General features: G+C 47.2%; 20 protein-coding genes. 19 read left to right on the top strand and 1 reads right to left on the bottom strand.

The features are described 5' to 3' along the window. Positions 1-35 precede the first annotated feature (35 nt). The 4 genes from MASE_RS14225 (at position 36) to MASE_RS14210 (ending at position 7,144) form a co-directional block, all read left to right on the top strand. Positions 36-497, top strand: coding sequence for a hypothetical protein (locus MASE_RS14225; RefSeq protein ID WP_014950444.1), 462 nt, complete (start codon positions 36-38; stop codon positions 495-497). A gap of 188 nt (positions 498-685) precedes the next feature. Beyond that, positions 686-2,107, top strand: a complete 1,422-nt coding sequence (locus tag MASE_RS14220; RefSeq protein ID WP_014950443.1) for a TolC family protein — start codon at positions 686-688, stop codon at positions 2,105-2,107. A gap of 5 nt (positions 2,108-2,112) precedes the next feature. Beyond that, on the top strand, positions 2,113-3,894 hold the full coding sequence (locus MASE_RS14215; RefSeq protein WP_014950442.1) for an efflux RND transporter periplasmic adaptor subunit: 1,782 nt from the start codon (positions 2,113-2,115) through the stop codon (positions 3,892-3,894). Continuing rightward, entirely contained in the window at positions 3,887-7,144 is a 3,258-nt protein-coding gene (locus MASE_RS14210) for an efflux RND transporter permease subunit (RefSeq protein WP_014950441.1), read from the top strand. Before MASE_RS14215 ends, MASE_RS14210 begins: the two co-directional genes overlap by 8 nt. Before the next feature lie 85 nt (positions 7,145-7,229). Here MASE_RS14210 and MASE_RS14205 read toward each other — a convergent pair whose 3' ends face one another. Beyond that, positions 7,230-8,444 carry a dipeptidase gene (locus MASE_RS14205; protein WP_014950440.1) on the bottom strand — a complete coding sequence of 405 codons (1,215 nt, stop codon included), beginning with the start codon at positions 8,442-8,444 and terminating at the stop codon, positions 7,230-7,232. A gap of 393 nt (positions 8,445-8,837) precedes the next feature. Here MASE_RS14205 and MASE_RS14200 point away from each other — a divergent pair, with 393 nt between their 5' ends. The 15 genes from MASE_RS14200 to MASE_RS14130 all read left to right on the top strand — a co-directional run bounded on the left by MASE_RS14200 (position 8,838) and on the right by MASE_RS14130 (position 25,909). Next, entirely contained in the window at positions 8,838-9,608 is a 771-nt protein-coding gene (locus MASE_RS14200; protein ID WP_014950439.1) for a SapC family protein, read from the top strand. 158 nt (positions 9,609-9,766) lie between these two features. After that, complete coding sequence (locus MASE_RS14195) at positions 9,767-10,591, top strand: putative porin (RefSeq protein WP_014950438.1); 825 nt, start codon at positions 9,767-9,769, stop codon at positions 10,589-10,591. A 491-nt stretch (positions 10,592-11,082) separates the two neighbouring features. Beyond that, positions 11,083-11,541 carry a division/cell wall cluster transcriptional repressor MraZ gene (gene mraZ / locus MASE_RS14190; RefSeq protein ID WP_012519465.1) on the top strand — a complete coding sequence of 153 codons (459 nt, stop codon included), beginning with the start codon at positions 11,083-11,085 and terminating at the stop codon, positions 11,539-11,541. Beyond that, the gene (gene rsmH / locus MASE_RS14185) at positions 11,538-12,479 is read left to right on the top strand and encodes a 16S rRNA (cytosine(1402)-N(4))-methyltransferase RsmH (RefSeq protein WP_014950437.1); all 942 of its coding nucleotides are present in this window, start codon (positions 11,538-11,540) and stop codon (positions 12,477-12,479) included. The genes mraZ and rsmH overlap by 4 nt, the downstream gene beginning before the upstream one ends. Further along, a complete protein-coding gene (ftsL, locus tag MASE_RS14180) occupies positions 12,476-12,811 on the top strand; it encodes a cell division protein FtsL (RefSeq protein WP_014950436.1) in 336 nt (111 codons plus the stop codon). The genes rsmH and ftsL overlap by 4 nt, the downstream gene beginning before the upstream one ends. Next, entirely contained in the window at positions 12,808-14,583 is a 1,776-nt protein-coding gene (locus tag MASE_RS14175; protein WP_014950435.1) for a peptidoglycan glycosyltransferase FtsI, read from the top strand. Before ftsL ends, MASE_RS14175 begins: the two co-directional genes overlap by 4 nt. Continuing rightward, positions 14,573-16,138, top strand: a complete 1,566-nt coding sequence (locus MASE_RS14170; RefSeq protein ID WP_014950434.1) for a UDP-N-acetylmuramoyl-L-alanyl-D-glutamate--2,6-diaminopimelate ligase — start codon at positions 14,573-14,575, stop codon at positions 16,136-16,138. The genes MASE_RS14175 and MASE_RS14170 overlap by 11 nt, the downstream gene beginning before the upstream one ends. Beyond that, positions 16,135-17,544, top strand: coding sequence for a UDP-N-acetylmuramoyl-tripeptide--D-alanyl-D-alanine ligase (locus MASE_RS14165; protein WP_014950433.1), 1,410 nt, complete (start codon positions 16,135-16,137; stop codon positions 17,542-17,544). Before MASE_RS14170 ends, MASE_RS14165 begins: the two co-directional genes overlap by 4 nt. Then, on the top strand, positions 17,538-18,620 hold the full coding sequence (gene mraY, locus MASE_RS14160; RefSeq protein ID WP_014950432.1) for a phospho-N-acetylmuramoyl-pentapeptide-transferase: 1,083 nt from the start codon (positions 17,538-17,540) through the stop codon (positions 18,618-18,620). Before MASE_RS14165 ends, mraY begins: the two co-directional genes overlap by 7 nt. A gap of 21 nt (positions 18,621-18,641) precedes the next feature. Continuing rightward, the gene (gene murD, locus MASE_RS14155) at positions 18,642-20,174 is read left to right on the top strand and encodes a UDP-N-acetylmuramoyl-L-alanine--D-glutamate ligase (protein WP_014950431.1); all 1,533 of its coding nucleotides are present in this window, start codon (positions 18,642-18,644) and stop codon (positions 20,172-20,174) included. Next, on the top strand, positions 20,171-21,595 hold the full coding sequence (ftsW, locus tag MASE_RS14150) for a cell division protein FtsW (protein ID WP_014950430.1): 1,425 nt from the start codon (positions 20,171-20,173) through the stop codon (positions 21,593-21,595). Before murD ends, ftsW begins: the two co-directional genes overlap by 4 nt. After that, positions 21,588-22,706, top strand: a complete 1,119-nt coding sequence (murG, locus tag MASE_RS14145; RefSeq protein WP_014950429.1) for an undecaprenyldiphospho-muramoylpentapeptide beta-N-acetylglucosaminyltransferase — start codon at positions 21,588-21,590, stop codon at positions 22,704-22,706. Before ftsW ends, murG begins: the two co-directional genes overlap by 8 nt. Next, positions 22,706-24,151 (top strand): UDP-N-acetylmuramate--L-alanine ligase, encoded by a 1,446-nt coding sequence (gene murC, locus MASE_RS14140; RefSeq protein ID WP_014950428.1) that lies wholly within the window; start codon positions 22,706-22,708, stop codon positions 24,149-24,151. The genes murG and murC overlap by 1 nt, the downstream gene beginning before the upstream one ends. Before the next feature lies 1 nt (position 24,152). Beyond that, the gene (locus MASE_RS14135) at positions 24,153-25,136 is read left to right on the top strand and encodes a D-alanine--D-alanine ligase (protein ID WP_014950427.1); all 984 of its coding nucleotides are present in this window, start codon (positions 24,153-24,155) and stop codon (positions 25,134-25,136) included. 2 nt (positions 25,137-25,138) lie between these two features. Next, complete coding sequence (locus MASE_RS14130; protein WP_014950426.1) at positions 25,139-25,909, top strand: cell division protein FtsQ/DivIB; 771 nt, start codon at positions 25,139-25,141, stop codon at positions 25,907-25,909. Positions 25,910-25,914: the final 5 nt, after the last annotated feature.

Raw genomic sequence — 25,914 nt, 5'->3', positions numbered from 1 at the left:
CGTTTATCCTTACACTGTTTTTAATGGTGGCCCTCGTGTCGTCAGGTAGCGCTGTATCTATCGAACATTCATACGAACATGCTCATTCAATGGCGGTGATGACACCGCAGTCGGATGCTGCTCATGCTAACCATCAGGTTCGAATGCCTGAGTCTGCTAATACACATTGTCAGCACCAAGAATTGTCATCACAACATGCGGATTTAAGTGCTAAAAACAGCAAGAGCAAACCCGCTCAGCTCGACGGCGTCCAAGTTAGCAATGCAGGCGTGAAAAGCGTGAAAGCATCGCAGATGAGCGACATGCCTTGCTGCAAGGATGAATGTAATTGCCCAGCCGATCACTGTTTTAATCTTAGCGCGAGTGCGCTTATTCAGCCTACCGTTGAAACCGAAATATCGGTAGCCAGAATGGCTGCCACTGCACCTATACTGGGGCAGCGCTCATCTCCTCACTTCGGGCAGTTTCGCCCACCTAAGTCACTTTTCACAGCATAGATCTATCTCGCGGATTTATTTCGCAGCAGAGACGTTTTTATGTCACGACGTCGTCTAGTCGTTTTGAGATGTCTCTAATCTTTTATCTATGTAACGCGTGGTAAGCCTTTTTGCTAATTCCCTTTGTCGAATTTAGCGAAGAGCGGGGCAACGTCAACACGCCTTACACCTGAAAAGTGATGTTATACATGAGCAACTATTCGGTACCTAAAAAAGTGAACGAAAGCGCTAACAGACCTTGTAAAGTAAGCGCCTTGTTCGCCTTAATTTTTGTGCTTTCTTCTTTTTTGATGGCTAATAAGCCTGTTGTCGCGCAGACCCTAAGCCTGGAACAAGCGCTGCAGTTAGCTATTCAATACGACCCTTTGCTTAAAGGGAATGCGCATCGAAAGGATCGCTTTAATGCAGAAGCTGAAGCGTCATCATATTGGGCAAATCCTCAGGTTTCAGCGTCTGTACAAAACTTGCCTACCGACGGCTTCGCATTTGACCAAGAGCCTATGACGCAATTTAAAGTTGGGTTGAAGCAGCAGTTACCGCGAGGTGATGAAAACCTCTACAGCCAGCAAAAGTATCAGGTTATGGCTGATCAAATGTCGGTAGAGAGCCAAGCTAGAAAGGCGTGGCTTAAACGTGAAGTTACCCTTACTTGGTTAGATTGGGTCTATGCAACACGTCGCATTGGATTATTGGACAAAGAGAAATCATTGCTTACACAGCTACTCGATTTTACTGACTCCAGATACAGCCAAGGCGTTGGTGCAGCGGCGCAGCAAGACATACTGCAAGTGCGCTTGGCATTGTTGTCACTAGACGACAAATATGTGCAGGCCTACCAGCAAAAAAGTGAAGCGAGATCGGCACTTTCAAAATGGTTTGGTGCGCCGCTAGATGACTCTGTAAGCGCACCGCTGGCTCAATCAACGCAAGAATCAACGCTTTCTTATCCAAAGCGTATCGAGCTCGATGCTATCTTAAACGACAGCAACCTCAGCCTTTCTTCGTTCTTGACGGTTATTGAGAGCAGTGAGCCTTTTTCAATACTACAGCATCACCCCGAGGCAACATTACTTAAGATTCAAACCCAGATAGAGGCGCAAAATTTAAATATAGCGCGAGAACAAACTAAATCTCAGTGGGCATTTGAAGCAAGCTATGGATACAGACAAGACGCGCAAAATGGTGCGAGCCGGGCTGACTTTGTGTCATTGGGTGTTCAAGTAGACCTTCCGCTTTTCAATAAATCTCGTCAAGACGCTTCAATAGCCGCGGCGGCTTCCAAAATGAGTGCGTCTGAAACGGACTTCCGCTTGAAAGTGAACGAGCTTGCCGCGAATGCAGAGGTGCTTAAATCACGCTTGTCGGCGCTAAGTGAGCGCAAAGCGCTTTATGAAACGGCGTTAATTGGAGAAACACAGCAACTTTCTGAAGCTGAACTGACAGCTTATACCACAGACACCGGTGATATCGGTGATGTTGTCAATGCCAACCTCAAGCAAGTACAGGTACAGGATGATTTACTCAAAATCGACATAGAGCGCGCCAGAACATTGGCGTCACTTGCTTATTTGTACCTGCCCACTCACGCCCATTTTTCGAATAAAGAGTAGTTAATATGACATCTTCAACTAACCCTGCTCCAGATACAAAAAGCACGCTAATAAAGGGCTTGCTAATAGGTCTGCTATTTGGCGGCCTGATAGCGTTCGGCTTGGCCTCACTATTGTTGTCTGATTCATCAAAACACGGAAATGGTGAAAGTGCCCACAGAGGTGACAGTGCCCACAGCGATAAAAGTGCCCACAGCGATAAAAGTGCCCACAGCGACGAAACTGATAATAAAGCCCCTTTATATTGGGTAGCGCCTATGGATGACAGCTATCGCCGTGACAAACCAGGAAAGTCACCAATGGGAATGGACTTGGTGCCCGTATACGCCAATGACGACGCAACGTCTGCGAAAAGTAATGAGCGTTCGCCTGGTACCGTAATGATTCCGCCAAATGTACAGCACAATATAGGGGTTAAAGTCGCGCCCGTTACCATTGGAACACTTCAACAGACTGTAACGGCGGTGGGCAACGTTGCTTACGATGAAGATAGCATTGTGCACATCCACCCTAGAGTATCAGGTTGGGTCGACAGGCTTTTCATTAAATCTCAAGGTGAGCAAGTAGAAAAAGGACAGGCACTTTATACCCTGTATTCGCCAGAATTAGTTAGCGCACAAGAAGAATACGTTTTAGCTCTTAAGCGAGGAGATTCACGTTTAATTGAGGGTGCAGCCGAGCGCCTAAAAACTCTAGGGCTATCAAAGGGCGTTATCGAAGAATTGCAGAAAAGTAGACGGGTAGCACAAACCGTCACATTTAACGCGCCGCAAAGCGGTGTAGTAGAAGCGCTGAATATCAGGGAAGGATTTTACGTTCAGCCCGGGACAACCTTGATGAGCATCGCACAGCTAGATACGGTGTGGGTGATTGCTGAGGTACCTGAAAAATACGCGCAAATCATAGCGCCTCATAATAGCGCTGTGGTTACCCTCGACGAAATGGACCATGGGTCCGATGCTAAATGGGAAAGCCACGTAGAGTATATTTATCCGTCTTTGTCAGAAACAACCCGAACCCTGAAAGTGCGCATACCGCTAAACAATAACAACCACACGTTAAAGCCCAATATGTTTGCCCACGTTGGAATAAAGCCTACTCAACGCAAGGCGGCGTTACTGGTTCCTCGCAGTGCCGTTATTCGCACGGCCGAGGGCGCAAAAGTAGTACTCAGTGATGGCGATGGCAACTTTAAGTCGGTACGCGTCACGCTGGGGCAAAGCGATAGTACACATTTTGAAGTCGTCGAAGGCTTGCTGCCAGAGGATGATGTTGTGGTATCAGCACAATTTTTGATTGATTCAGAGTCGTCGAAAAGCAGTGACTTTGAGAGAATGAAAGCGCCCGATCATCAGGCCACGACAACAGGTACTATTGAGGCAATTGAATTGCCGGCTGACACCGAAACGAATAGCGCTTCGAATAACGCAAAGTTAGTGATCGCTCGCGGGCCGATTGAAAAATGGGGACGGGGACCTGCGACAATGTCATTTGCGGTATCAAAGCATATTGACTTATCTCAGTTCAAAGAAGGTGACAACATCATGTTTACCTTTGTGACTGGCGAAGAATTCACGGTTATTGATATGCGTAAACATAGTGAACATGCGGTGGACAAGGGCATGGTGCATAACTCAGGTCACAGCAATCATAACCATAATGCGGGCGAGCGGAAGGGCGATGGATATCAAAGCGATGCTCACGAGTCAATGGTTCATAAGTCAATGGTTCACAAGTCGGCAGAACAAAAATCGATAAATCATAAGGAGCATATGCACCATGATTGAATCGGTAATTCGCTGGTCGGTAAACAATAGAATACTGGTATTGCTGAGCGCTATTATGCTCAGTATTGCGGGTGTCTGGGCGGTGAAAAACACCCCCGTTGATGCTATCCCTGATTTATCTGATGTCCAAGTTATAGTGAAAGTAAACTATCCCGGTCAGTCGCCGCAAGTGGTGGAAGATCAGGTGACATTTCCTCTCACCTCTGCGCTAATGTCAGTGCCTGGCGCACAGACGGTGCGAGGGTATTCATTCTTCGGCGATGCCTACGTATATATAATCTTTGATGACGATACAGACATGTACTGGGCTCGAAGCCGCGTTCTGGAATACCTAAGCCAGGCGTCTTCGCAACTTCCAGAAGGCGTGACACCTCAGCTAGGTCCAGATGCGACAGGGGTAGGTTGGGTTTACATTTATGCGTTGGAGAACGATGCTAGTCAGCCAAATGCGCTAGATGCTGGTGAGTTAAGGGCGTTGCAAGACTGGTTCTTGAAGTTTGAGCTTCAGTCAGTTGAAGGCGTATCTGAAGTTGCGTCTGTTGGAGGGATGGTTAAACAATACCAAGTTATTGTCGACCCTGAAAAATTACGTGCCTATAACATCCAGCCATCCATGATAGATATTGCCCTTAAACGGGGTAACCGTGCGTCAGGCGCTTCGGTTTTTGAAATGGCCGAGGCAGAGTACATGGTTAGCGCGCAAAGCTATATTCAGGGCATTGATGACATACTGGCGTTGCCCACAGGCGTTATCAAAGACGGTGTTAGCATAACGATTAACGATGTAGCTCAAGTGGTAGAAAGCCCGTTGATGCGCCGCGGTATTGCTGAACTAAACGGGAATGGCGAAACCGTGGGTGGCATTATAGTGATGCGCTATGGCGAAAACGCAAAAGCCACTATCGATGCGGTTAAAGCTAAGCTGGATACATTAAAAGCGAGCTTGCCGGAAGGGGTGAATATCGTCCCCGTTTACGACCGCTCCACCCTTATTGATAAGTCCGTCGATACCCTCACCAATAAGCTAGTGGAGGAATTGCTAGTTGTTGGTTTGGTATGCGCTATCTTCTTGTTTCACATACGTTCATCTATGGTTGCGCTAATCAGTTTGCCCATTGGTATTCTCGCCGCCTTTATCGTAATGAAGCTGCAGGGACTTAATGCCAACATCATGTCTTTAGGTGGCATTGCTATCGCTATTGGTGCAATGGTGGATGGCGCTATTGTTGTGGTTGAAAATTTACACAAGCACCTTCATCAGCATGCTGTTTCATCAAGTCAGGGAGCCTCAGCGAGTCAAAGGGATTCAGCAAGTCAGGGGGGGGCAGGGAGTGCCCAGTCGCGAACATCTATACCAGCCTCTGCGCCAACATTTGCAAAGCTTTCGGCAGCCAAACGCTGGGAACTGGTGATTAAGTCGACCACCGAAGTTGGTCCAGCTTTATTCTTTGCGCTCCTAATTATAACCGTATCCTTTATTCCTGTTTTTGTATTAGAAGCGCAAGAAGGTCGTCTTTTTGCGCCTCTTGCCTTTACCAAAACCTATGCCATGGCAGCAGCTGCGGCGCTGGCAATTACTTTAGTTCCTGTGCTGGCGGGTTATTTTGTACGCGGAAAAATACGATCTGAAGCCCAGAACCCGGTAAATCGAGCTTTAGAACGTGTGTATCAGCCATTGCTAACGCGGCTGCTTAACTACCCACTGCTCACCCTGGCGGGGGCATTTTGCTTATTGCTTTCCATGTACTGGCCGTTAAACCAACTAGGTAGCGAATTTATGCCCGAACTGGACGAAGGCGATTTGATGTATATGCCTACTACCTATCCGGGTATTTCAGTGGGTAAAGCCAGAGAGCTTTTACAGCAGACGGACAAGCTTATTGCAACCTTGCCCGAGGTTGAAACGGTATTCGGGAAAATTGGACGCGCAGATACGGCCACAGACCCTGCACCATTGACGATGATTGAAACCTTCATTCAGCTTAAACCGAAAGCCCAGTGGAGGGCGGGCATGACCACTGAAAAGCTCAAAGAAGAGCTTAACGCTCTGGTGCAATTTCCAGGGCTGACCAATGCGTGGGTAATGCCAATTAAAACCCGTATCGACATGTTGGCAACCGGGATAAAAACCCCTGTTGGGATCAAGATTGCGGGGCCTGACCTAGCAGGCATTGAAGCCATAGGAAAGGATATTGAGATACTGCTTAAAGACCTGCCCAATACAGCATCAGTATACGCTGAGCGTGTGGTGGGTGGCCGTTACGTTTATATCGATATCGACAGGCAGTTGGCGGCGCGCTACGGCATGACGATAGACGATGTTCACAGTATTGTAGGCTCGGCAGTGGGCGGCAAAGTGGTTACACAATCAGTGGAAGGGCGTGAGCGTTTTCCTATTGCCATGCGCTTTTTACAGCACTACCGCGATACGCCTGAATCTTTAGCATCCATGCCTTTCGTCACACCAAGCGGTGTTCACATTACCCTTGGCGATGTGGCGACCGTGCGTATTGACGACGGGCCGGCTGGGATTAAAAGTGAAAATGCCCGATTAAACGGATGGGTATACATTGATATCTCGTCAGACTCAGCCACGGGTATTGACTTAGGGGGTTATGTAGATAGCGCAAAACGTCATTTGTCAGAGCAACTTGATTTACCCACTGGATACTCCATTACGTGGGCGGGGCAGTTTGCTTACCTTGAGCGCGCGAAAGCAAAACTGTCGGTGGTTATACCGCTAACGTTAGCCATTATCTGCCTTTTACTTTATCTGGCATTTAAACGCCTTCGCGATGTGGCACTCATACTCGCGACCTTACCGTTGGCGCTGGTGGGCAGTGTATGGTTGCTTTACCTTCTTAACTTCAATCTGTCGGTGGCGGTAGGTGTCGGGTTTATTGCCTTAGCAGGTGTAGCGGTAGAAATAGGCGTTATCATGTTGGTCTATCTAAACCAATATGTATCAGATGCACTTACTAAGCACGCAACAGAAAATGGCAACACTAAAAAAGATGTGCTTGTGAAAAAGGCTATTGTCCATGCCGCCTCGGCAAGACTTCGCCCAGTTATGATGACATCGCTTTCTATTATTGTTGGCTTGTTGCCTGTGCTTTATGCCACTGGAACTGGTAGTGAAGTGATGCAGCGCATTGCGGCGCCTATGGTAGGCGGTATGGCGAGTGCACTGGTATTAACACTGTTGGTATTGCCAAGCGCGTTTTACTTAATTGTGTCACGCAAAAAATAATAGAGTTGAAAGTGCAGTAGAGTAGATAAAGCATGTGGAAGCGATAACACGCTTCCCTACGCTTCATTTTTAAAGCATTGCGCGACTAGTGCGCTTTCGCATAGTCTTCCACTTGTTGCCAAACGCGCAAAAGGTTTCCGCTCAATATCTTTTCAATGTCGGTACGGCTATAACCTCTATCCAGCAATCCTTGTACTAGGTTTGGAAAACTCGCCACGTCTTTAAGCCCAATGGGGAGTGAGTCACCTACACCGTCATAGTCTGAACCAATACCCACGTGATCAACACCAATCAGTTTTACCACGTGATCGATATGGTCAAGCACTTCATCAAGGGTTGAATAAGGGTATGGCACTTCTTTGCGATAATTCTCTTCAAAGTTCTCTAGCTTAGGGCTGTCTTCGCCTTCTTTTTCAACCAAGGCTTTGCGCGCTGCAGTAAGGCCACTACGCCACTTTCCAGCTTCTTTAGATACAAAACTAGAACCAAAGTTAATCATAATAACACCGCCATTTTCGCCGAGTTTTTTGATCATCTCGTCGTCCATGTTGCGCTCAAAACCGGGGGTAAAGCGGCGCAGTGAAGAATGTGACGCTATAACTGGCACCTTTGTTAACTCAATAACTTGGTAAAAGGCGTCGTCAGACACATGGGAAATATCCAGCATAATACCAATGTTGTTCATTTCGCCCACTAAGGTTTTGCCAAACGGGCTAAGGCCTTTCCATTTTCTGCGCAGGTCATACGAAGAGTCAGAAATGTGGTTAGCTTGACTATGAGCAAGGGTGATGTAGCGAATCCCGCGCTCGTAAAAAGCCGTTAGATTCGCCAAGTCACCTTGAATAGGAGAACCATTTTCCATGCCCATTGGCAGTGAAATTAACCCTTTTTCAAATTGGGCTTTTACGTCAGAAGGGCTTTTAGCAATGGCAAATTTATCAGGTGCACGGGCAACAATGGCTTCTACTGAATCGATGAGCTCATGGGCAAGCTGCGTAGATTCTGGAGAGTTGTCTAAACTAGCAGGCACGTAAATACTCATAAAAGGGGCGTTCAAACCACCAGATACTGCACGAGGGTAGTCGAAGTCGCCGTCCTGCGTGGCTTTAGTGACATCAACCCACTTTTCCTTTACGCGATAAGGAACATCAATGTGTCCATCAACAATAATAGTTTCTTGTGCGATCTTGATAGCTTTTTCAGATGCTGAATAAGTAGAGGTCTCAGCAAGTACAGAGTGTGAAGCAAAAAGCGCAGAGATAAGTAATGCGCAAGATGAGAGTGGGAAGCGCCCCTTCATAGAAAATCCTTATTTTGTTTTTTTATCGCTTAGGTCAACAACCGCTAACTTAATAGCTATACGAGACTAAAGGATAATGCGCACTGCGACAATAGGCTTTTACTTGCTATGCATTTACCCCAGATTGCTCTCGTTAAGCCCTAAATTAGTCGATATTGCTCATTTTTAGAGCGCTTGTGCTTGTTTACTTCAAGTTTACATTGCAATAAAAATTTAAAACTTGTTATGGTGAAGACTGCGTGACTTCATTGCGCGAATACGGGATACTCCCAAGCGCTCCGCCAATTATCGATGACTACTATGCATCAGCGCGGCCGACGTAATTTTTTAGTGGCACCCGCTCTTCTCACATAATCAAGCCGGGGCCACAGCTAACAAGTATGAGAAATAAATATGGCTATTAATTTTGTACCGCTAGATAAAGAAAAGCATAAAGACCTAAAGGTTGCGGTAAATACATCTTTCAGCTTTGCGAAAAATACACACCTTGCAGCAGCAACGATCCGTGAATTTGCACAACTAGCTGCGACAATGCCGCTAGTGTTCATTGAAGACACTACATCAAAGCGTCACCACGTTGTGACTATGCTTGGTATGGAACAAGGTCAAAACCTTTTTCTAACTGGCGACAGCTGGAAAGGCCCTCACGTTCCAATGAACATCCTTCGCTATCCATTTGACGTGCGTCCAGACGGCGACAAGCTTGGCGTTTACATTGATGAAAACTCTGACCTTATTTCTGACGAAGGCCAAGCGCTATTCACTGAAGCTGGTGAAGCAAGCGAGTTCCTAGATAACCGTCAGAAATTCCTAGCAGACCTTGCGAATAGCGAAATGCTAACTCAGCGTTTTGTTGCGAAAGTCGTTGAACTGGACCTTCTTGATCCAATTCAAATTCGCCTTACTTACCAAGATGGTAAACAGCGCAATGTTACCGGCATGATGAGCATCAATGAGAAGAAGCTTCTTGAGCTGCCAGAAGAGCAGGTGCTTGAGCTACACAAGCAAGGCTTCCTAGGTGCTATCTACGCAGTAATGATGTCTGTTGGTCAGCTAAACCGCCTTGTTGAGCTTTCTAATGACACAGAAAACCCAATTCGCAGCATGCAGCTTTCTGCGGTTAAAGCAGAAGAAGCAGCACCTGAAGCGGCGCCAAACGCGTAATCGCTCCCTCATTTTGAAGTTTAAAAGCCCGCAAAGTTGCGGGTTTTTTTGTACCTAAAATTCACGTTCAGACTTCGTCATGTTTCGTTCAGAAACCGTTAAGTTTTAATGTCTTATCTTACACCTCGTTCCCAACACATTTTTTAAGGACAAAAGACATGAACACTAACACTAATAAGCTAAAAACTACGCTAACTGCACTATCACTTATCACGGCTTCAGTATTTACAGTCTCAGCAGCACATGCAGCTACACAAAACGAAGTACAGGTAACTGCTGTCGATTTTGAAGGGGTAGATGACAACCTCTACGGTGCAAGATATGTGCGCTACCTGGAAGAAGTTAGCGGAAACAGCGGCGCTTACCTTATCAACCCTTATCTTCAGCGTGTATCGAGTTTATCTGGTGGTTACGCCAATTTAGATGGTATTGACGTATTTAATTTAGGCAGCACTTTTTACCTAGACGATACGTGGATGCTTGCCATAGAAGGCGCTCACAGTAAATTTGACGACGAATTCAGTGAAGAGGATTACACAAATATTGATTTAAAAGTCGGATTTAACTTATCCCGTCAATGGCAAATTGGTGCAGGTGTCATCTATCAGCGTGCCACTTACGACATTAATACTGGTACAGATAATTACAGCGAAAGTGAGAATGAGACTTCACCACTTGTATTTACACGTTATACCACGGTAGGGAATGCGGGAACAGGCTGGGACTTTACCGCTCAGTACGTAGCAGACGATATTGACGTTCTATCAGGCAGCGCCAGATATTTCTTCACTCCAGGTTTGAGCGTTCAGGGAAGCTACAGCTATACCAACGCACCTGATGGGTTCGATAATGTAAAAACCGCAGGTGTTGCGCTTGATTACTGGGTAAATGAGCAGTTTTCAGTGTCTGCTAGCTATGAAACAGATATAGATAGTGACGTTGACAGTGACGTGGCCTCGCTAACCGCATCCTATCGTTTCTAAGTTAGGACACCTTGATTATCGCTATGCGTTAGCACGCGTTGATGTAAATGCAGTGAGTTAGCACTAGTCGGGTTAACTCACTCGTTTTTTAACGTGCTGATGTGGCGCAGCTGTTTGAATTACGACTCAGCATACGTGCAATAGGGCTGAAAACAGCGTTAAACATAATCGTGAGATCTCGCCGCTTATTTACGGTCAAAAACAGCAGTTCATCGATTAATTACACCTTTATTTTTTCTCACCTGAATATTTTTTAATCTTTTTTACACGCCTAATCATACACTTCCTAAAAACACTGTATATCCAACCAGTTTGAACCCAGTGTTTATGCGGCCTTCACGCCTTTTTTCTACTTGACAGTGGGGATCATTGATACCTAAACTGTATCACAGTGGGTAAATGTGGCGAATTGTGGATCAAATCATCATCACTTTGCAGATTAGTACTCAAAAAACAAGAAAACCAAGAGCAAATAATAAAAGGCTAGGGGAATGTTCCGCGGCGCTAACGCAATCAATCTGGATACAAAAGGCAGACTGGCTATACCGACGAAGTATCGTCAGTCGCTGCTGGATGATTGTCAGGGACAACTGGTCTGTACAGTCGATACACAACAAAGTTGTTTGCTACTTTACCCACTTCCCGAATGGGAAGAGATTGAGCTTAAACTCTCTAAACTTTCAAGCATGATCCCAGCCGAGCGTCGCTTGCAGCGATTGCTACTAGGTTATGCTTCTGAAGGTGAGATGGATAAAAGCGGGCGCATTCTTGTTCCTACTCCACTGCGAAGTTTCGCAAAACTCTCAAAAGAAGTCATGTTAGTTGGTCAGTTAAACAAATTCGAAATTTGGGATGCCGATATTTGGGCACAACAAGTTGAAGCTGATATAGACACCGAACGCAAAGGCGAATTTGAACTTACCGAACGATTACAGGACTTTTCTCTATGACGCAGCCTAGCGAATTTAAACATATTTCAGTATTGCTTGATGAATGCATTGAAGCCCTAGCGATTAAACCGAACGGTATCTACATTGACGCCACTTTCGGCCGTGGGGGGCACTCAGCACATATTTTGGATGCATTGGGTGAACACGGGCGTCTCATCGCCTTTGACCGCGACCCGCAAGCAATCAAAGCGGCAGAACGTTTCGCCGATGATAAGCGTTTTAGCATTATCCACTCACCATTTGGTGATATGGCAGAAGAAATCGAAGCGCTGGGACTAACCGGTAAGATTGACGGTGTGCTTATGGATTTAGGGGTGTCTTCACCTCAGCTAGATGATGCCGAGCGTGGTTTTAGCTTCCTTCGTGACGGCCCGCTGGATATGCGTATGGACACCTCACGTGGACAAAGTGCTGCAGACTGGTTGGCTAACGCCGAAGAACAAGACATTACGCAGGTTATTAAAGAGTTTGGCGAAGAGAAGTTCGGCAAACGCATAGCCCATGCCATTGTAAACACGCGAAAAGAAACACCCATTACGCGCACAGCTCAGCTAGCCAAAATTATCGACGAAGCGGTTCCTGTAAAGGATAAGTTTAAACATCCGGCAACCCGTGCATTCCAAGGTATTCGCATTTATATCAATGCGGAACTTGAGCAACTTCGTGTTGGCCTTAAAGCCGCGACACAGGTGTTGGCGAAAGAAGGACGTCTTGCCGTTATTTCGTTTCACTCTCTTGAAGACCGTTTAGTAAAACGCTTCATTAAGGATCAAAGTAAAGGGAAATCAGTACCGCACAACTTACCGATTACTCAGGCTGAAATAGATGCAGATAAAGTGTTAAAAGCCTTGGGCAAAGCGATAAAACCTTCAGAACAGGAGATTGCGAACAACGTTCGCTCTCGCAGTTCGGTATTACGTGTGGCAGAAAAGTTATGACCAAAGCCGCGCCAGACAAGGCCAGCACTAATTTTAAATTACTGCTAATAATTGTTTCAGATTTGACCCGCAACAAGTTGCGGGTTTTGTTGTATTTAATGGTTATCACAAGTGCCATGGCAGTGACACTAAGCAGTCATCACAACAGACAGCAGGTCATTGCCCTTGAAGACCTTATGCAAGAGAAAGATGAGCTTGATGTCGAGTGGCGTAACCTAGTGCTTGAGCAACGCGCGTTGACCGAGCATAACCGCATAGAAAACCTGGTTGAAAAACAGTTAGAAATGTACCGTCCAACCGCAGACGATGAAGTAGTGGTGAAGTTAAAATGAGTACAACAGCACTTTCTCGCCAACGTAAAAAAACCGGTGCAAAACAAAATGTCACGCCAAGCTTAGTGCACTGGCGCTTTGTCGTTGTGCTTGTTGTTATTATGCTAGTTTTCAGCGTGCTCGCCGCCCGTGCAGCCTATATTCAAGTTATTGAGCCAGACGAGCTAATTCAACAGGGCGACAACCGCACACTAAGAACCCGTGATATGCCAACCTATCGCGGGCTCATTACCGATAGAAATGGTGTTGAGCTGGCGGTGAGTGTGCCTGTTCGGGCCATCTACGCAGACCCTAAGGTTATCCATGAAAACAACGGCTTCGAGGAAGAGCGCCGTTGGGAAGCGCTGGCAGATGTACTGCGCCAAGACGTGAATGAACTCAAAGAAAAAGTGGCAAACCCCAAACGCCGCTTTGTTTACTTGCAGCGTCAGGTGTCGCCTGCCATGGCAGAGTACGTTGATAAACTGGACATTCCAGGCATTTATCTTCGCCGTGAAAGCCGCCGCTACTATCCTACAGGTGAAGTTTCAGCGCAGTTGATCGGCGTAACCGATGTTGACGACATGGGCGTTGAAGGCTTGGAGCGCATGTATAACGAGTGGCTAACGGGCACGCCGGGTTCTCGTAAAATTCGCCGCGATGCGAAAGGCCGTCAGGTAGAGATCTTGGAAACAAAGTCTGGTGAAAAAGCCGGTGACCTGCAGCTGACCATCGATCAGCGTATTCAAGCACTTGCTTACAAAGAAATTAAAGAAGCCATGATTTACTACCAATCAAGTTCGGCTTCCGCCATTGTCATCGATGTAAAAAGCGGTGATGTATTAGCCATGGTGAATGCACCGTCGTTCAACCCTAACGATAGAAGCGATATTTCTGCGCACAGAATGCGTAACAGGGTTATTACCGATGCGTTCGAACCAGGCTCGGCGCTAAAACCGCTGGCCGTCCTTACTGCATTAGAGTTTGGTGAAGTGGAGCCTGAAGACTCAGTAAACACTCATCCAGGATGGATGCGATTAGGCGGCAGCCTAGTAAAAGATTCGCGCAATTACGGCGAACTAACGCTAGAAGAAATTATTCAGCATTCCTCAAATATGGGGACGTCGAAGCTGGCGCTTTCTGTGCCTAAACAGTTCCTGCTGGATACCTATTACAATATGGGCTTAATGAGCGATACCGGGCTTAATATGGCGGGTGAGAGTAGCGGTATCTTTCATGAGCGCAGCCGCTGGTCTGAATTTGAGCTAGCCACGCTGTCATTTGGATACGGCATTTCTGTGACAACTGCACAGTTGGGGCGTCTTTACGCAACGTTGGCGAACGGCGGTATTAAAACACCGCTTAACGTCATCAAGTCGCCAGAGCAACCTTCATGGCAGGCTCAATCTGAGCGGGTGATCAGCGAAGAAAACGCTAACGCTATTGTTCAAATGATGGAAAGCGTAACCCAGCGTGGCGGCACAGCAACAAAAGCGTCGGTACCAGGTTATCGCGTTGCTGGGAAAACAGGAACAAGCCGAAAAGCGGTGGCCGGCGGGTACGGCGAAGAGTACGTCAACATTTTCGCCGGTATCGCACCTGTGTCTGACCCCAGGCTAGTAACTATTGTATTGATCAACGAACCTGGCGGTGATTTGTATCACGCGGGGGATACCGCTGCACCTGTCTTTTCATCAATTATGGGTGGCGCACTGCACATGTTAAACGTTACGCCCGATGACAAGCAGGTTACATCTAGCCGCTTATTGAAAGGAGGTCAAAGTGGTAGTTAGTGCCTTTATTCAAAGTATAAAAGCTTTATTGGCGAAATTTGGTGTAGACGCCCCAGATATCCGCATTGAAGGTTTAACGCTAGACAGCCGAGAAGTGAATACACGCTTAGCGTTCTTGGCAATTAAGGGCCACGAACGCGATGGTCGAGATTTTATACCCCAGGCAATAAGTTTAGGGGCCCGTGTAATTCTGGCGCAAACTGAAGACAGTAGTGCCCATGGTCAGATGGAAATGCGTGACCACAGCGTCATTATCTCGCTGTATGAATTACCACAAATGCTCTCTGCATTAGCTGCTGCATTTTACGACTACCCTGCTCAGAAAATGACGACGGTAGCAGTGACAGGGACAAACGGAAAAACCTCTACAGTTCAATTGCTTACCCAGCTTAAGGATGCGTTAGGTACACGTAGTGCAAGCATCGGAACTCTAGGGAGCAGTGTGTTTGAAGGCGATGAAACCCAGTGGTCGAACACGCCGGCAGCAAACACTACGCCCGATGCCATACGTATGCAGTATTTGTTGGCAGACTTTGTGCAAAGTGAAGTGCGCCATACGGCCTTCGAAGCAAGTTCTCACGCATTGGTTCAAGGGCGGCTTGGTACAGTAAAAACCGATATCGCTGTTTTCACCAACCTTACTCGAGATCATCTCGATTACCACGGCACCATGGAAGAGTACGGCAAAGCCAAGCGCTTGCTGCTTCAGCAGCCAGGTTTAAAGGCTGTTGTATTAAACGTTAATGATGATGAAAGTAAGAAGTGGGATGGTGCAGCAGATAAGTCGATTACACGCATCTGGACAGGTATAGACGAAAGTGGTCTGGATGGAAGCGGTGAAAGTGAGTGCTTGCGAGAGCATAACAATCCTCAAAGTCGCCATTGTTTCGCCACAAATGCTTCTTATCATGCAGGTGGATGTAGCTTTGAACTGGTGAGTTCGTGGGGAAGCGCTGCTATTTCGCTGCCACTATTCGGAAAGTTCAATATCAGTAATGTATTGAGTGCTATAGGTACGTTACTCGCTGAAGGTGAGCGTTTTGATGACGTGGTTAACGCGGTAAATGCGATCACGCCTGTACCCGGGCGAATGGAAGTTTTCCCTGTAACGGGTGCGGCTAACTTGGTGGTGGACTACGCGCATACACCAGACGCTCTGGAGAAAGTGCTGTTAAGCGCCAAATTCCATACAACGGGCAAAGTGTGGTGTGTGTTTGGCTGTGGCGGGGACAGAGACAAAGGCAAGCGACCGTTAATGGGGCAGGCTGCCGAGGTTGGTGCTGACGCTATTGTGATCACCACAGATAACAGTCGCAGTGAAAGCCCTGAATCTATCGCCGAGGATATCATTGCGGGTTTGAAAAACCGTGAGCTGGCAGTGTCTATTCCCGATCGCGAGCAAGCTATTCGTCATTGCCTTGAGCATGCGCATGAAAGCGACATCATCATCGTGGCCGGAAAAGGCCATGAAGATTACCAAATTATCGGTGACAAAAAGACTAACTATAACGAACGTGCAGTTGTGGCGCGACTGCAACAGGAGTACAGCAAATGATAACAACAACGCTGTCATGGATAGCCGAAAAGGTTAATGGAAAATTATTGAAAGGCGCTGCTGACGTTGAAGTGTCTGCAGTAAGTACCGATACCCGCACCCTAGAAGATGGCGCAGTTTACTTGGCCTTGAAAGGTCCGAATTTTAACGGCCATGATTTTATTTCAACGGCGGAGAAAGCGGGAGCAAGTGCGGTTATTGCCAGTGAAGACGTAGCAACCTCGTTACCTGTCATCATGGTTGAAGATACCAAAGAAGCACTTGGTCTATTAGGTGCGGCAGTAAAAGCTTATGTGGCACCCAAAACGATTGCGATTACCGGAAGCAGTGGCAAAACCACCGTAAAGGAAATGTGTGCCGCTATTTTGGAGCGAAGAGGCAATGTATTAGCCACAAACGGTAACTTCAATAATGACATTGGTGTGCCGCTAACCCTTTTACGCCTAGAGCCTCAGCATGAATACGCGGTTATGGAGTTAGGCGCAAATCACATTGGTGAAATCGCCTATACCACGAACCTTGTTAAGCCGGACGTCGCGACTATCGTAAACGCCGCCGCTTCTCATCTAGAAGGCTTTGGAAGTTTGCTAGGTGTAGCGCGCGCCAAAAGTGAAATTTTTAAAGGCTTAGGCAGTGACGGCGTGGCGGTAGTCAATGTTGATAGCCAGTTTTCTGAATTTTGGCAAGGCAAACTTAAACAGACCAAAACGCTAACGTTTTCGCCCCAGCAGAAAAACGATGCTGATTTTAGAGCAGAAGATATCACTATTGGGCTAGATGGGTGCGCCGCATTCCACTTGGTTTGCCCGCAAGGAGATATGTCTATTCAGCTTACTATTCCTGGCGTTCACAACGTAGGGAATGCCCTTGTTGCTGCGGCATTAACGCTGCAAGTTGGCGCCTCACTAGAAAACGTGCGCGACGGCTTACTTGCCATGAAGCAAGTTAGCGGCCGCTTGAATGTAAAGCAGCTTACCGAACAGGTTCGCCTGTTAGATGACACCTACAACGCCAATGTGGCGTCTGTAAATGCGGCAATTGATACGCTAAGTAGCTTTTCAGGTATCCGCGTTCTTGTTCTAGGCGACATGAAAGAGTTGGGTGAAAAAGCGCGTTTTTACCACGAGCAGGTGGGGGAATACGCTAAACAAAAAGGAATTAATTACCTGTATACCATGGGTGTTTTGAGTCAATCAGCCAGTGCTGTGTTTAATGAAAATGGTGGCCATTTCAGCGATGTTGAAAGTTTGTTGGCCGCAATGGAGAGTGATTTGTTAGTGCAGCAGCGCGATATTTCAATTTTAGTTAAAGGTTCACGCAGTTCCAGAATGGAACGTGTGGTAGAGGCGGTAGAGGCCTCTGCGCTGGGAAAGCACGATAGCCGTCGGGAGCGAATAGCATGTTAATTTGGCTAGCCGACTGGCTGACACAATTCGATTCAGGGTTTAACGTATTTTCATACCTTACCCTTCGTGCAATTTTAAGCACGCTGACCGCATTACTTATTGCCATTCTTATTGGCCCTAAGATGATTCGTTATTTGCAGCGTATGCAAATTGGTCAAACTGTACGAGACGATGGCCCGCAAAGCCATTTGTCAAAATCAGGCACACCCACTATGGGCGGGTTACTAATACTCGCAGCAATTGTAGTAAGCGGCCTGCTTTGGGCTGACCTGACTAACCGTTATGTGTTGGTAACCCTTACCGTGGTTGTGGCCTACGGTATTATTGGGTTTGTTGACGACTACAGAAAAGTGATCCGCAAAGATTCGAAGGGGCTTATCGCCCGTTGGAAATATTTCTGGCAATCTGTGGTTGCGTTAGGCGTCGCATTCTATCTATACAGCAGTGCAACAATAAGCGCTGAAACCTCACTACTGGTGCCTTTCTTCAAAGAAGTGTTCCCGCAGTTAGGTGCGTTCTTCATCATTATTACCTACTTTGCCATTGTAGGCACAAGTAACGCGGTAAACCTTACCGATGGATTGGATGGACTTGCCATTGTGCCCACTATATTGGTGGCAGGCGCATTTGCCATTTTCGCCTATGTGACAGGTAATGCGAACTTTGCTGAATACCTGAATATTCCTCATATTCCGCTTACCAGCGAACTGGTGATTGTGTGTACCGCCATGGTCGGTGCAGGCTTAGGCTTTTTATGGTTTAACACGTATCCGGCACAAGTATTTATGGGTGACGTTGGCTCACTAGCGCTAGGCGGCACACTAGGTGTGTTAGCTGTATTAGTGCGCCAAGAACTCGTGTTAATCATCATGGGTGGTGTTTTTGTTATGGAAACCCTGTCGGTCATCCTTCAGGTAGGTTCTTACAAATTGCGTGGCCAGCGTATTTTTCGTATGGCGCCTATTCACCATCACTATGAATTGAAGGGCTGGCCAGAGCCGCGCGTAATAGTGCGTTTTTGGATCATTTCAATCATTTTGGTGTTGGTGGGTCTTGCTACCCTCAAACTTAGATAAGCGGTAAAGAGATAAATCGTAATGTCGTATAACGTACGTGAGCATAGTTATGTAGTCGGTGGCCTAGGTGTTACAGGTCAGGCTTGCGTGCGCTTTTTGTTGCAAAAGCAGGCAACGGTTAAAGCATTTGATACCCGTGCTAATTTTACTCTAGTTACCGACCCTGATTCTGATCTTGATACCGACATGCAAGCGTTTATGGCAGAGAAGGTCACTTGCACTGCTCTAAGCGAAGATTACTTTGATGGTGTAGACACCTTGGTGTTAAGCCCAGGGCTTGCTCTTGATATTGAACAAGTGGCTTTAGCGCAAAAGTGTGGTGTTGAGGTGATCGGCGACGTGGAATTGTTTGCCCGTTTAAATGCCTCCACGAGTGATGCTACGCCAGCTAAGCGCGTAGTAGGTATCACCGGCTCTAACGGTAAAACCACGGTTACTTTATTAGTGAACCATCTGCTCAAAAACTGCGGCGTAAAAAGTATTGAAGCGGGTAACGTAGGTCGCCCTGTGCTTGAAGCGCTTCAAAGTGATGCAGATGTAGTGGTGATGGAGTTATCAAGTTTTCAACTTGAAACAACGTCTAGCTTGGTGCTCGAAGCTGCTACTGTCCTTAATATTTCCGATGATCACCTAGACCGTCACGGTACCCTTGAAGCCTATATCGATGCCAAGCATCGCATTTTTGATAACGCGAAATCTGCGGTTGTGTGGCGAGACGGTGAGTTTGTAGCACCTTACGAGCAGCTTATTACCGATGCTAAGGGGATTGCTGCATCAAATGCAGTATCTGATGGCGAATCTAATGCCGCGTCTAATGAAGAGTCGCTAGCGTCAAAAAATATCGTTGAATATGGACTGGGAGAGTCGACCACAGGGTTTGCGATTGCGTCTTTTGACGGTGACGATAGTGCTCGTGACGATGAACAAAGTCTATATATAACGTTTAAAGACGAAAAGCTTATTGCCCTTAGCGATATTCATTTGGCGGGCATGCACAACGTACTAAACATCATGGCTGCATTGGGTATCTGCCTTCAGCTAGGTGTTTCGCCAGCGCTCGCTGTTAAACATCTACGCAGTTTTAAAGCTGCGCCACATCGTTGTGTGGAAATAGCCCGTGTAAACGACATCCGCTATATCGACGACTCCAAAGCAACCAACATTGGCGCCACTGTAGCTGCCCTTGAAGGGTTAGCCCCGACTATACAAGGGAAGCTCATTCTTATTGCAGGTGGTGACGCTAAAGGCGCTGATATAGCCAGCCTCTCGCCTTATCTAACTAAATATGTATCGCACGTGTTTGCTTTGGGCAAAGATGCACACCTGTTTGAAAAGAGTTTTGCGCATACAACTCGTGTGGCAACGATGAAAGACGCCGTAAAAGCAGCAACAAGACTTGCTGCCCCTGGTGATGTTGTGCTGCTTTCGCCTGCGTGTGCAAGTTTAGATATGTTTAAGAACTATATGCATCGCGGTGACGTGTTTAAACAAGATGTACACGACCTACTTAATCTACACAGTAAGAACGACGACGCTGTGGAGGCCACATCATGATTGCTGCCTCTACCAAACTTAGCGCGTTATTTGCCGCGAAGCACGACGGACAACCTTCGGCAACGCACCCCTATGACGTGACGCTTATCTTAATTGCGCTCGCGCTAATGAGTATTGGCATTATTATCGTCACCTCGGCGTCGATGCCGGTGGCCGATAGGCTGCACGACAACCCCTTCTATTTTGCTATTCGCCACGGTATTTACATTGTTGGGGCGATCGTTGCCGCTATGGTAGTGCTGAATTTGCCCATGCAGTTTTGGCGCATGACCAATCCCTATCTTCTGCTCGCGGCCATCGCGCTATTGTTAGCAGTTCTGGTAGTGGGAAGAACTGTAAACGGGAGTACCCGTTGGTTGGCGATTGGGCCTATAACCATTCAAGCTGCCGAGCCTGCTAAGCTCTTTTTCTTTGCCTATTTGGCGGGTTATCTGGTTCGCCGCTACGAAGAAGTGACCGAAAATCTAAAAGGATTTATTAAACCCCTTGTCGTGTTCTTTGCGTTAGCGATGCTATTACTGCTACAGCCAGACTTAGGTACCGTCGTTGTGATGTTTGCAACCACGATTGGCTTGCTGTTTTTAGCGGGTGCACGACTTTGGCAGTTCTTCGCACTGGTGTTTGCAGGCATATTGGCGGTTGTAGCGCTTATCGTGTTTGAAGAATACCGAATGAAACGGGTTACTTCCTTTTTAGACCCTTGGGCTGATCCGTTTGGCGCTGGTTATCAGCTAACCCAGTCTTTGATGGCCTATGGCCGCGGTAACTGGTTTGGGCAAGGCCTAGGCAATAGTTTGCAAAAACTGGAATTCTTACCCGAAGCACACACTGACTTTGTTATGGCCATCTTAGCGGAAGAGTTAGGCTTTGTTGGTGTGCTTGCCGTACTCGGCCTAATTTTGTGGATGGTGTTGCGTGCGCTGAGCATTGGAAATAAGGCACTTGAAAAAGGGCGAGCGTTTGATGGTTACATGGCTTACAGCATAGGCATCTGGTTCAGTTTCCAAACGGCGGTAAATATTGGTGCAAGCGCAGGTATTCTGCCAACAAAAGGGTTAACACTGCCGTTAGTTAGCTACGGCGGCTCGTCACTTATCATCATGTCAGTAGCAGTAGCCATATTACTTCGTATCGATTTTGAATTACGGGTTGATGGCGTACAGGCGATTGGCCGGGGCGACAGCAAATCCGGTAAGAGCAAGGCCCGCCGTAAAAAGCCTATTCCTACAAGCGCGTCGCAAACTAAAGCGTCACAAGCTGAAGGTGAGGCAAGTGTAGAGAGCGGGGCCGATGAAGCGGATTTTTCTACAGCGACGGTTGAAGCTAAACCTGGCGCCAAAACATCAAGTGCAGAAGATGAAGGAAAAGCTGGCATTAAAGCTATACTCGCGCGGGTAGCGCAGGAGGCTGATAATGGCTAAGCGTTGCTTAATTATGGCTGGCGGTACAGGCGGGCATGTTTTCCCAGGCCTTGCAGTGGCAAACGCGCTTCGAAAGGAAGGTTGGGACATTCATTGGCTAGGCACCGCCGAGCGGATGGAAGCGCAAGTTGTGCCTAAGCACGACATACCTATTCACTTTATTCCGGTAAAAGGGCTTCGTGGCAAAGGTGTTACGGCACGTCTTCAAGGTGCTGTTGCGTTAGTTAAAAGCTTATTTTCTGCAAGGCGAATTATAAAGCGCCTTCAACCTGATATCGTTGTTGGGTTTGGCGGTTACGCTAGCGGCCCTGGTGGGGTTGCTGCAAAAAGCTTAGGTATTCCCGTTATTGTGCATGAACAAAATGCAGCGGCAGGCATGACCAATAAGCTTCTTAGTAAATTCGCAAGTCGCGTGCTTCTGGGCTTTGACGATGCCAAAGAACAATTTTCAGGTGGCGCTACTAAGGTGCATACTGTGGGCAATCCTGTTCGTGATGAAATTTGGCAGGTGAAGCCCAAATCTGTAGACATTGACGCAGACGCTCGTGAAAACACCACAGAGCATAAACAAGGCCTTAATTTACTTGTTGTAGGCGGCAGTTTAGGCGCACAAATTCTCAATGAAACCGTGCCGGAGACTTGCGGGGTGCTAGAAGGTTTATCAATCAAACACCAATGTGGAAAAGGTAACAGTGAAGGTGTCATTAAAGCCTACACGTCGGTGGGCGCAGATATGTCGAAAATCGATGTCAGTGACTTTATTGATGACATGGCCGCAGCTTATGAATGGGCAGACTTTGTTGTCTGTAGAGCCGGTGCGCTTACGGTAAGTGAAGTTGCAGCTGCCGGACGCGCGGCGATTTTCGTACCGCTACCTTTTGCGGTAGACGATCACCAAACAAAAAATGCGCAGTCGTTAGTTAAGCAAAATGCGGCACTGATGATTGCTCAATCTGTATTAAAAGAAAATTTAGGGCAGGCGGTGCGTCAGTGGTTACAACACCCTGAAGACTGCTTAAAGATGGGCGCTGTAGCAAAAACATGTGCAAGCACTCATGCCACGGAAAATGTAGTAAGCCACGTAAAAAGCGTGGTAGGAGTAGGGGACTAATGGTTTTTAAAACCCCATTTGAAAGCCCGCAAATGCGCAGGGTTAAAAATATATTCTTTATTGGTATCGGCGGTGCCGGTATGGGTGGTATTGCCGAAGTATTATTAAACGAAGGTTATGCTATTGCTGGCTCTGACATTCAAGAAGGGCCAATGACACAGCGGCTAAGCGAATTAGGTGCTGATGTGAAAATAGGCCACCGTGCGGAAAATGTTGAAGGCATGGACGTTATTGTGGTGTCTAGCGCCATCAACGAGCAAAACCCAGAGATTATCGTGGCTCGTGAAAAGCGCATTCCGATTATTCGCCGTGCAGAAATGCTGGCAGAATTGATGCGATTCCGCCACGGTATTGCGGTGGCGGGTACCCACGGCAAAACGACCACAACCAGTTTAATTTCAACGATTTTCGCAGAAGCGGAGTATGACCCTACGTTTGTTATCGGCGGTTTGCTTAACAGTGCTGGTACGAATGCGCGTTTGGGTAAAAGCCGTTATCTTATAGCAGAGGCTGACGAGAGCGATGCGTCCTTCCTTCACTTGCAGCCGATGGTTTCCGTGGTGACCAATATTGAAGCCGACCATATGGATACTTATGGTGGCGATTTCTCAAAGGTGAAAGATACCTTTGTTGATTTCTTGTCGAACCTACCCTTTTACGGGCAGGCCATCGTGTGCGGTGACGATGCAAATATTCAAGAGATTCGCCCTCGTATAGGCCGAAGTATTCTGACCTACGGTTTTGAATCTCACAATGACTATCGCGCAGAAAATGTTTCACTGTCATTCGGTAAAGCGAATTTTACGGTTATTCGCCCAGAACGCGAACCGTTAGATATAACGCTGAACCTCACCGGTAACCACAATGTGCTTAATGCGCTTGCCGCTATCGCTGTAGCAACGGATGAAGGTGTAGATGACGACGCTATCATTCGCGCACTAGCTAGTTTTGGCGGCATAGGTCGTCGTTTCGAGCAGCTAGGTACGTTTACTACCAGTAAGGGCGAGGTGTGTTTGGTGGATGACTATGGTCACCACCCAACCGAAGTAAGAGCGACTATCGCTGCGGCTCGTGCAAACTGGCCTGATAAGCGCTTGGTTATGGTTTATCAACCACATCGCTTTACGCGAACCCGCGACCTTTACGAAGACTTTGTTGAAGTACTGTCGAGTGTTGATGCCTTGTTGCTTCTGGATGTTTACGCAGCCAGTGAACAACCTATTGAAGGCGCTGACAGTAAAGCGTTGTGCCGCTCCATTCGTCAGCGTGGTCAAATCGAGCCTGTATACGTAGGTGACAAAGACGCCTTACCAGCTATTTTGGCGAATATCATGCAAGATGGCGACATCGTCATGACACAAGGGGCGGGCAACATCGGACAAATTGCTAAGCTCTTAGCTCGTCACGCGCTAGAGCCGATCACACTTGCAAAGGAAGGGGAATAGGATGTTTACACCTTCAGTAAGTATTCACTCACAGAAAACCCACTCGCCGAACGAGTATGGCAAAGTAGCTGTGCTGCTCGGCGGTGACTCTGCCGAACGGGAAGTATCGCTTAATTCGGGCAATGCGGTGTTAAATGCATTGTTACGACAAGGCGTAGATGCGTTTGCGTTTGACCCAGCAGAGCGACCTCTGACCGACCTTATCGACCTTAACGTCGATAGAGCGCTCATTATGCTGCACGGTCGCGGTGGTGAAGATGGCTCTATGCAAGGAGCCCTTCAGTTCCTAAAAATCCCCTACACGGGAAGCCGAGTTTTAGGTTCTGCGCTGGCAATGGACAAAATTCATACTAAGCAAGTGTGGCAAAGTTTAGGCTTACCCACTGCAAAATATGAAATTGCTGATAAAAGGCACTTTGAAGCTGGTAAGTGCAGCGCTATAATGGATAAATTGGGGAATGAAGTCATGGTAAAACCGGCCAGAGAAGGGTCGAGTATTGGCATGGCGAGAGTGACAAGCGCTAAACAGCTCGAAACTGCCATTCAGGACGCCTTTAAATACGATAATCAAGTCCTGTTAGAGCAGTATATAGATGGCCCCGAATTCACTGTTTCTGTATTGCAGGGACAGGCGTTGCCGTCTATTCGCATGTCTACTCCACATACATTCTATGATTATGCTGCGAAATATCAGGATAATACAACAGAATACTATTGCCCAAGCGGCTTGTCTGAAGAGCAAGAAGCACAGCTAGCAAAACTAGCATCCCGTGCTTTTGATGCTATTTCTGGCAGCGGCTGGGGTAGAATTGACGTTATGCAGGACAACCAAAGGCAGTTTTATTTGCTAGAGGCGAACACAGTGCCTGGCATGACAGAAAAAAGTTTGGTGCCTAAGGCAGCCAAAGTTGCAGGATTAACTTTTGATGAACTGGTATTAAGTATTCTTTCTACCAGTTTTGATGACGTTGCAAACAAGGCGTAAACGTGGCTGATACCAACACTAATCAAGGTAAGCCCGCTTCTGCAAAGAACGGCAAAAGTAAAACGGCAGTGTGGGGCGGCGTCGCTTTCTTACTGTTTGTTATTGCTGGATTAGTGTTTGGTGGGCTTAAAGCAAACCAGTATTTGCAGGATGAACAGCAAATGCCGGTACAGGTTATCGATTTTTCTGGTGATTATCAGCACATCGATATTACCAAGCTAGAGCGGTTAATACGCAAGGCGCAGCCTGGAAGCTTTTTCGCGCTTGACGTCAACGAAGTATTTGAGCTTGTTGAAGCGCAGCCCTGGGTTTATCGCGCGTCAGTAAGAAAGAAGTGGCCAAATACGTTAAAAATTTATTTGGTTGAGCAGCAGCCGGTTGCGCAATGGAATGAAGATTTGTTGTTAAACCCTTATGGCGATACGTTTAACGACGAAGGCGTGAAGTTAGACTTACCGCGTCTTTATGGCCCGGGTGGCAGCGAAAAAACCGCCCTTGAAGGCTACAACGCCATGCACGCGTTGATTGCGACGACGGATATGACGTTAGACGAGCTGTCCTTAAGCGAGCGATTTGCATGGCAAGTGCAGTTGAAAAACGGCATTAAATTGAATTTAGGACGCCAGGAGTTTATCGATAGGCTACAACGCTTTATTGATGTTTATCCACTTCTGGCGCAACAAGAGAAGGCGGTGAAATACGTCGACCTTCGCTATGACACGGGCGTAGCAGTCGGATGGAAAGACGACAGCGCCACAGATGAAGAGAGTTAAGGAAA

Source organism: Alteromonas macleodii ATCC 27126 (assembly GCF_000172635.2).
Taxonomy (GTDB): Bacteria; Pseudomonadota; Gammaproteobacteria; order Enterobacterales; family Alteromonadaceae; genus Alteromonas; species Alteromonas macleodii.
Note: the sequence above shows the minus strand (reverse complement) of the source record. Positions and strands in the feature narration are given on the sequence as shown.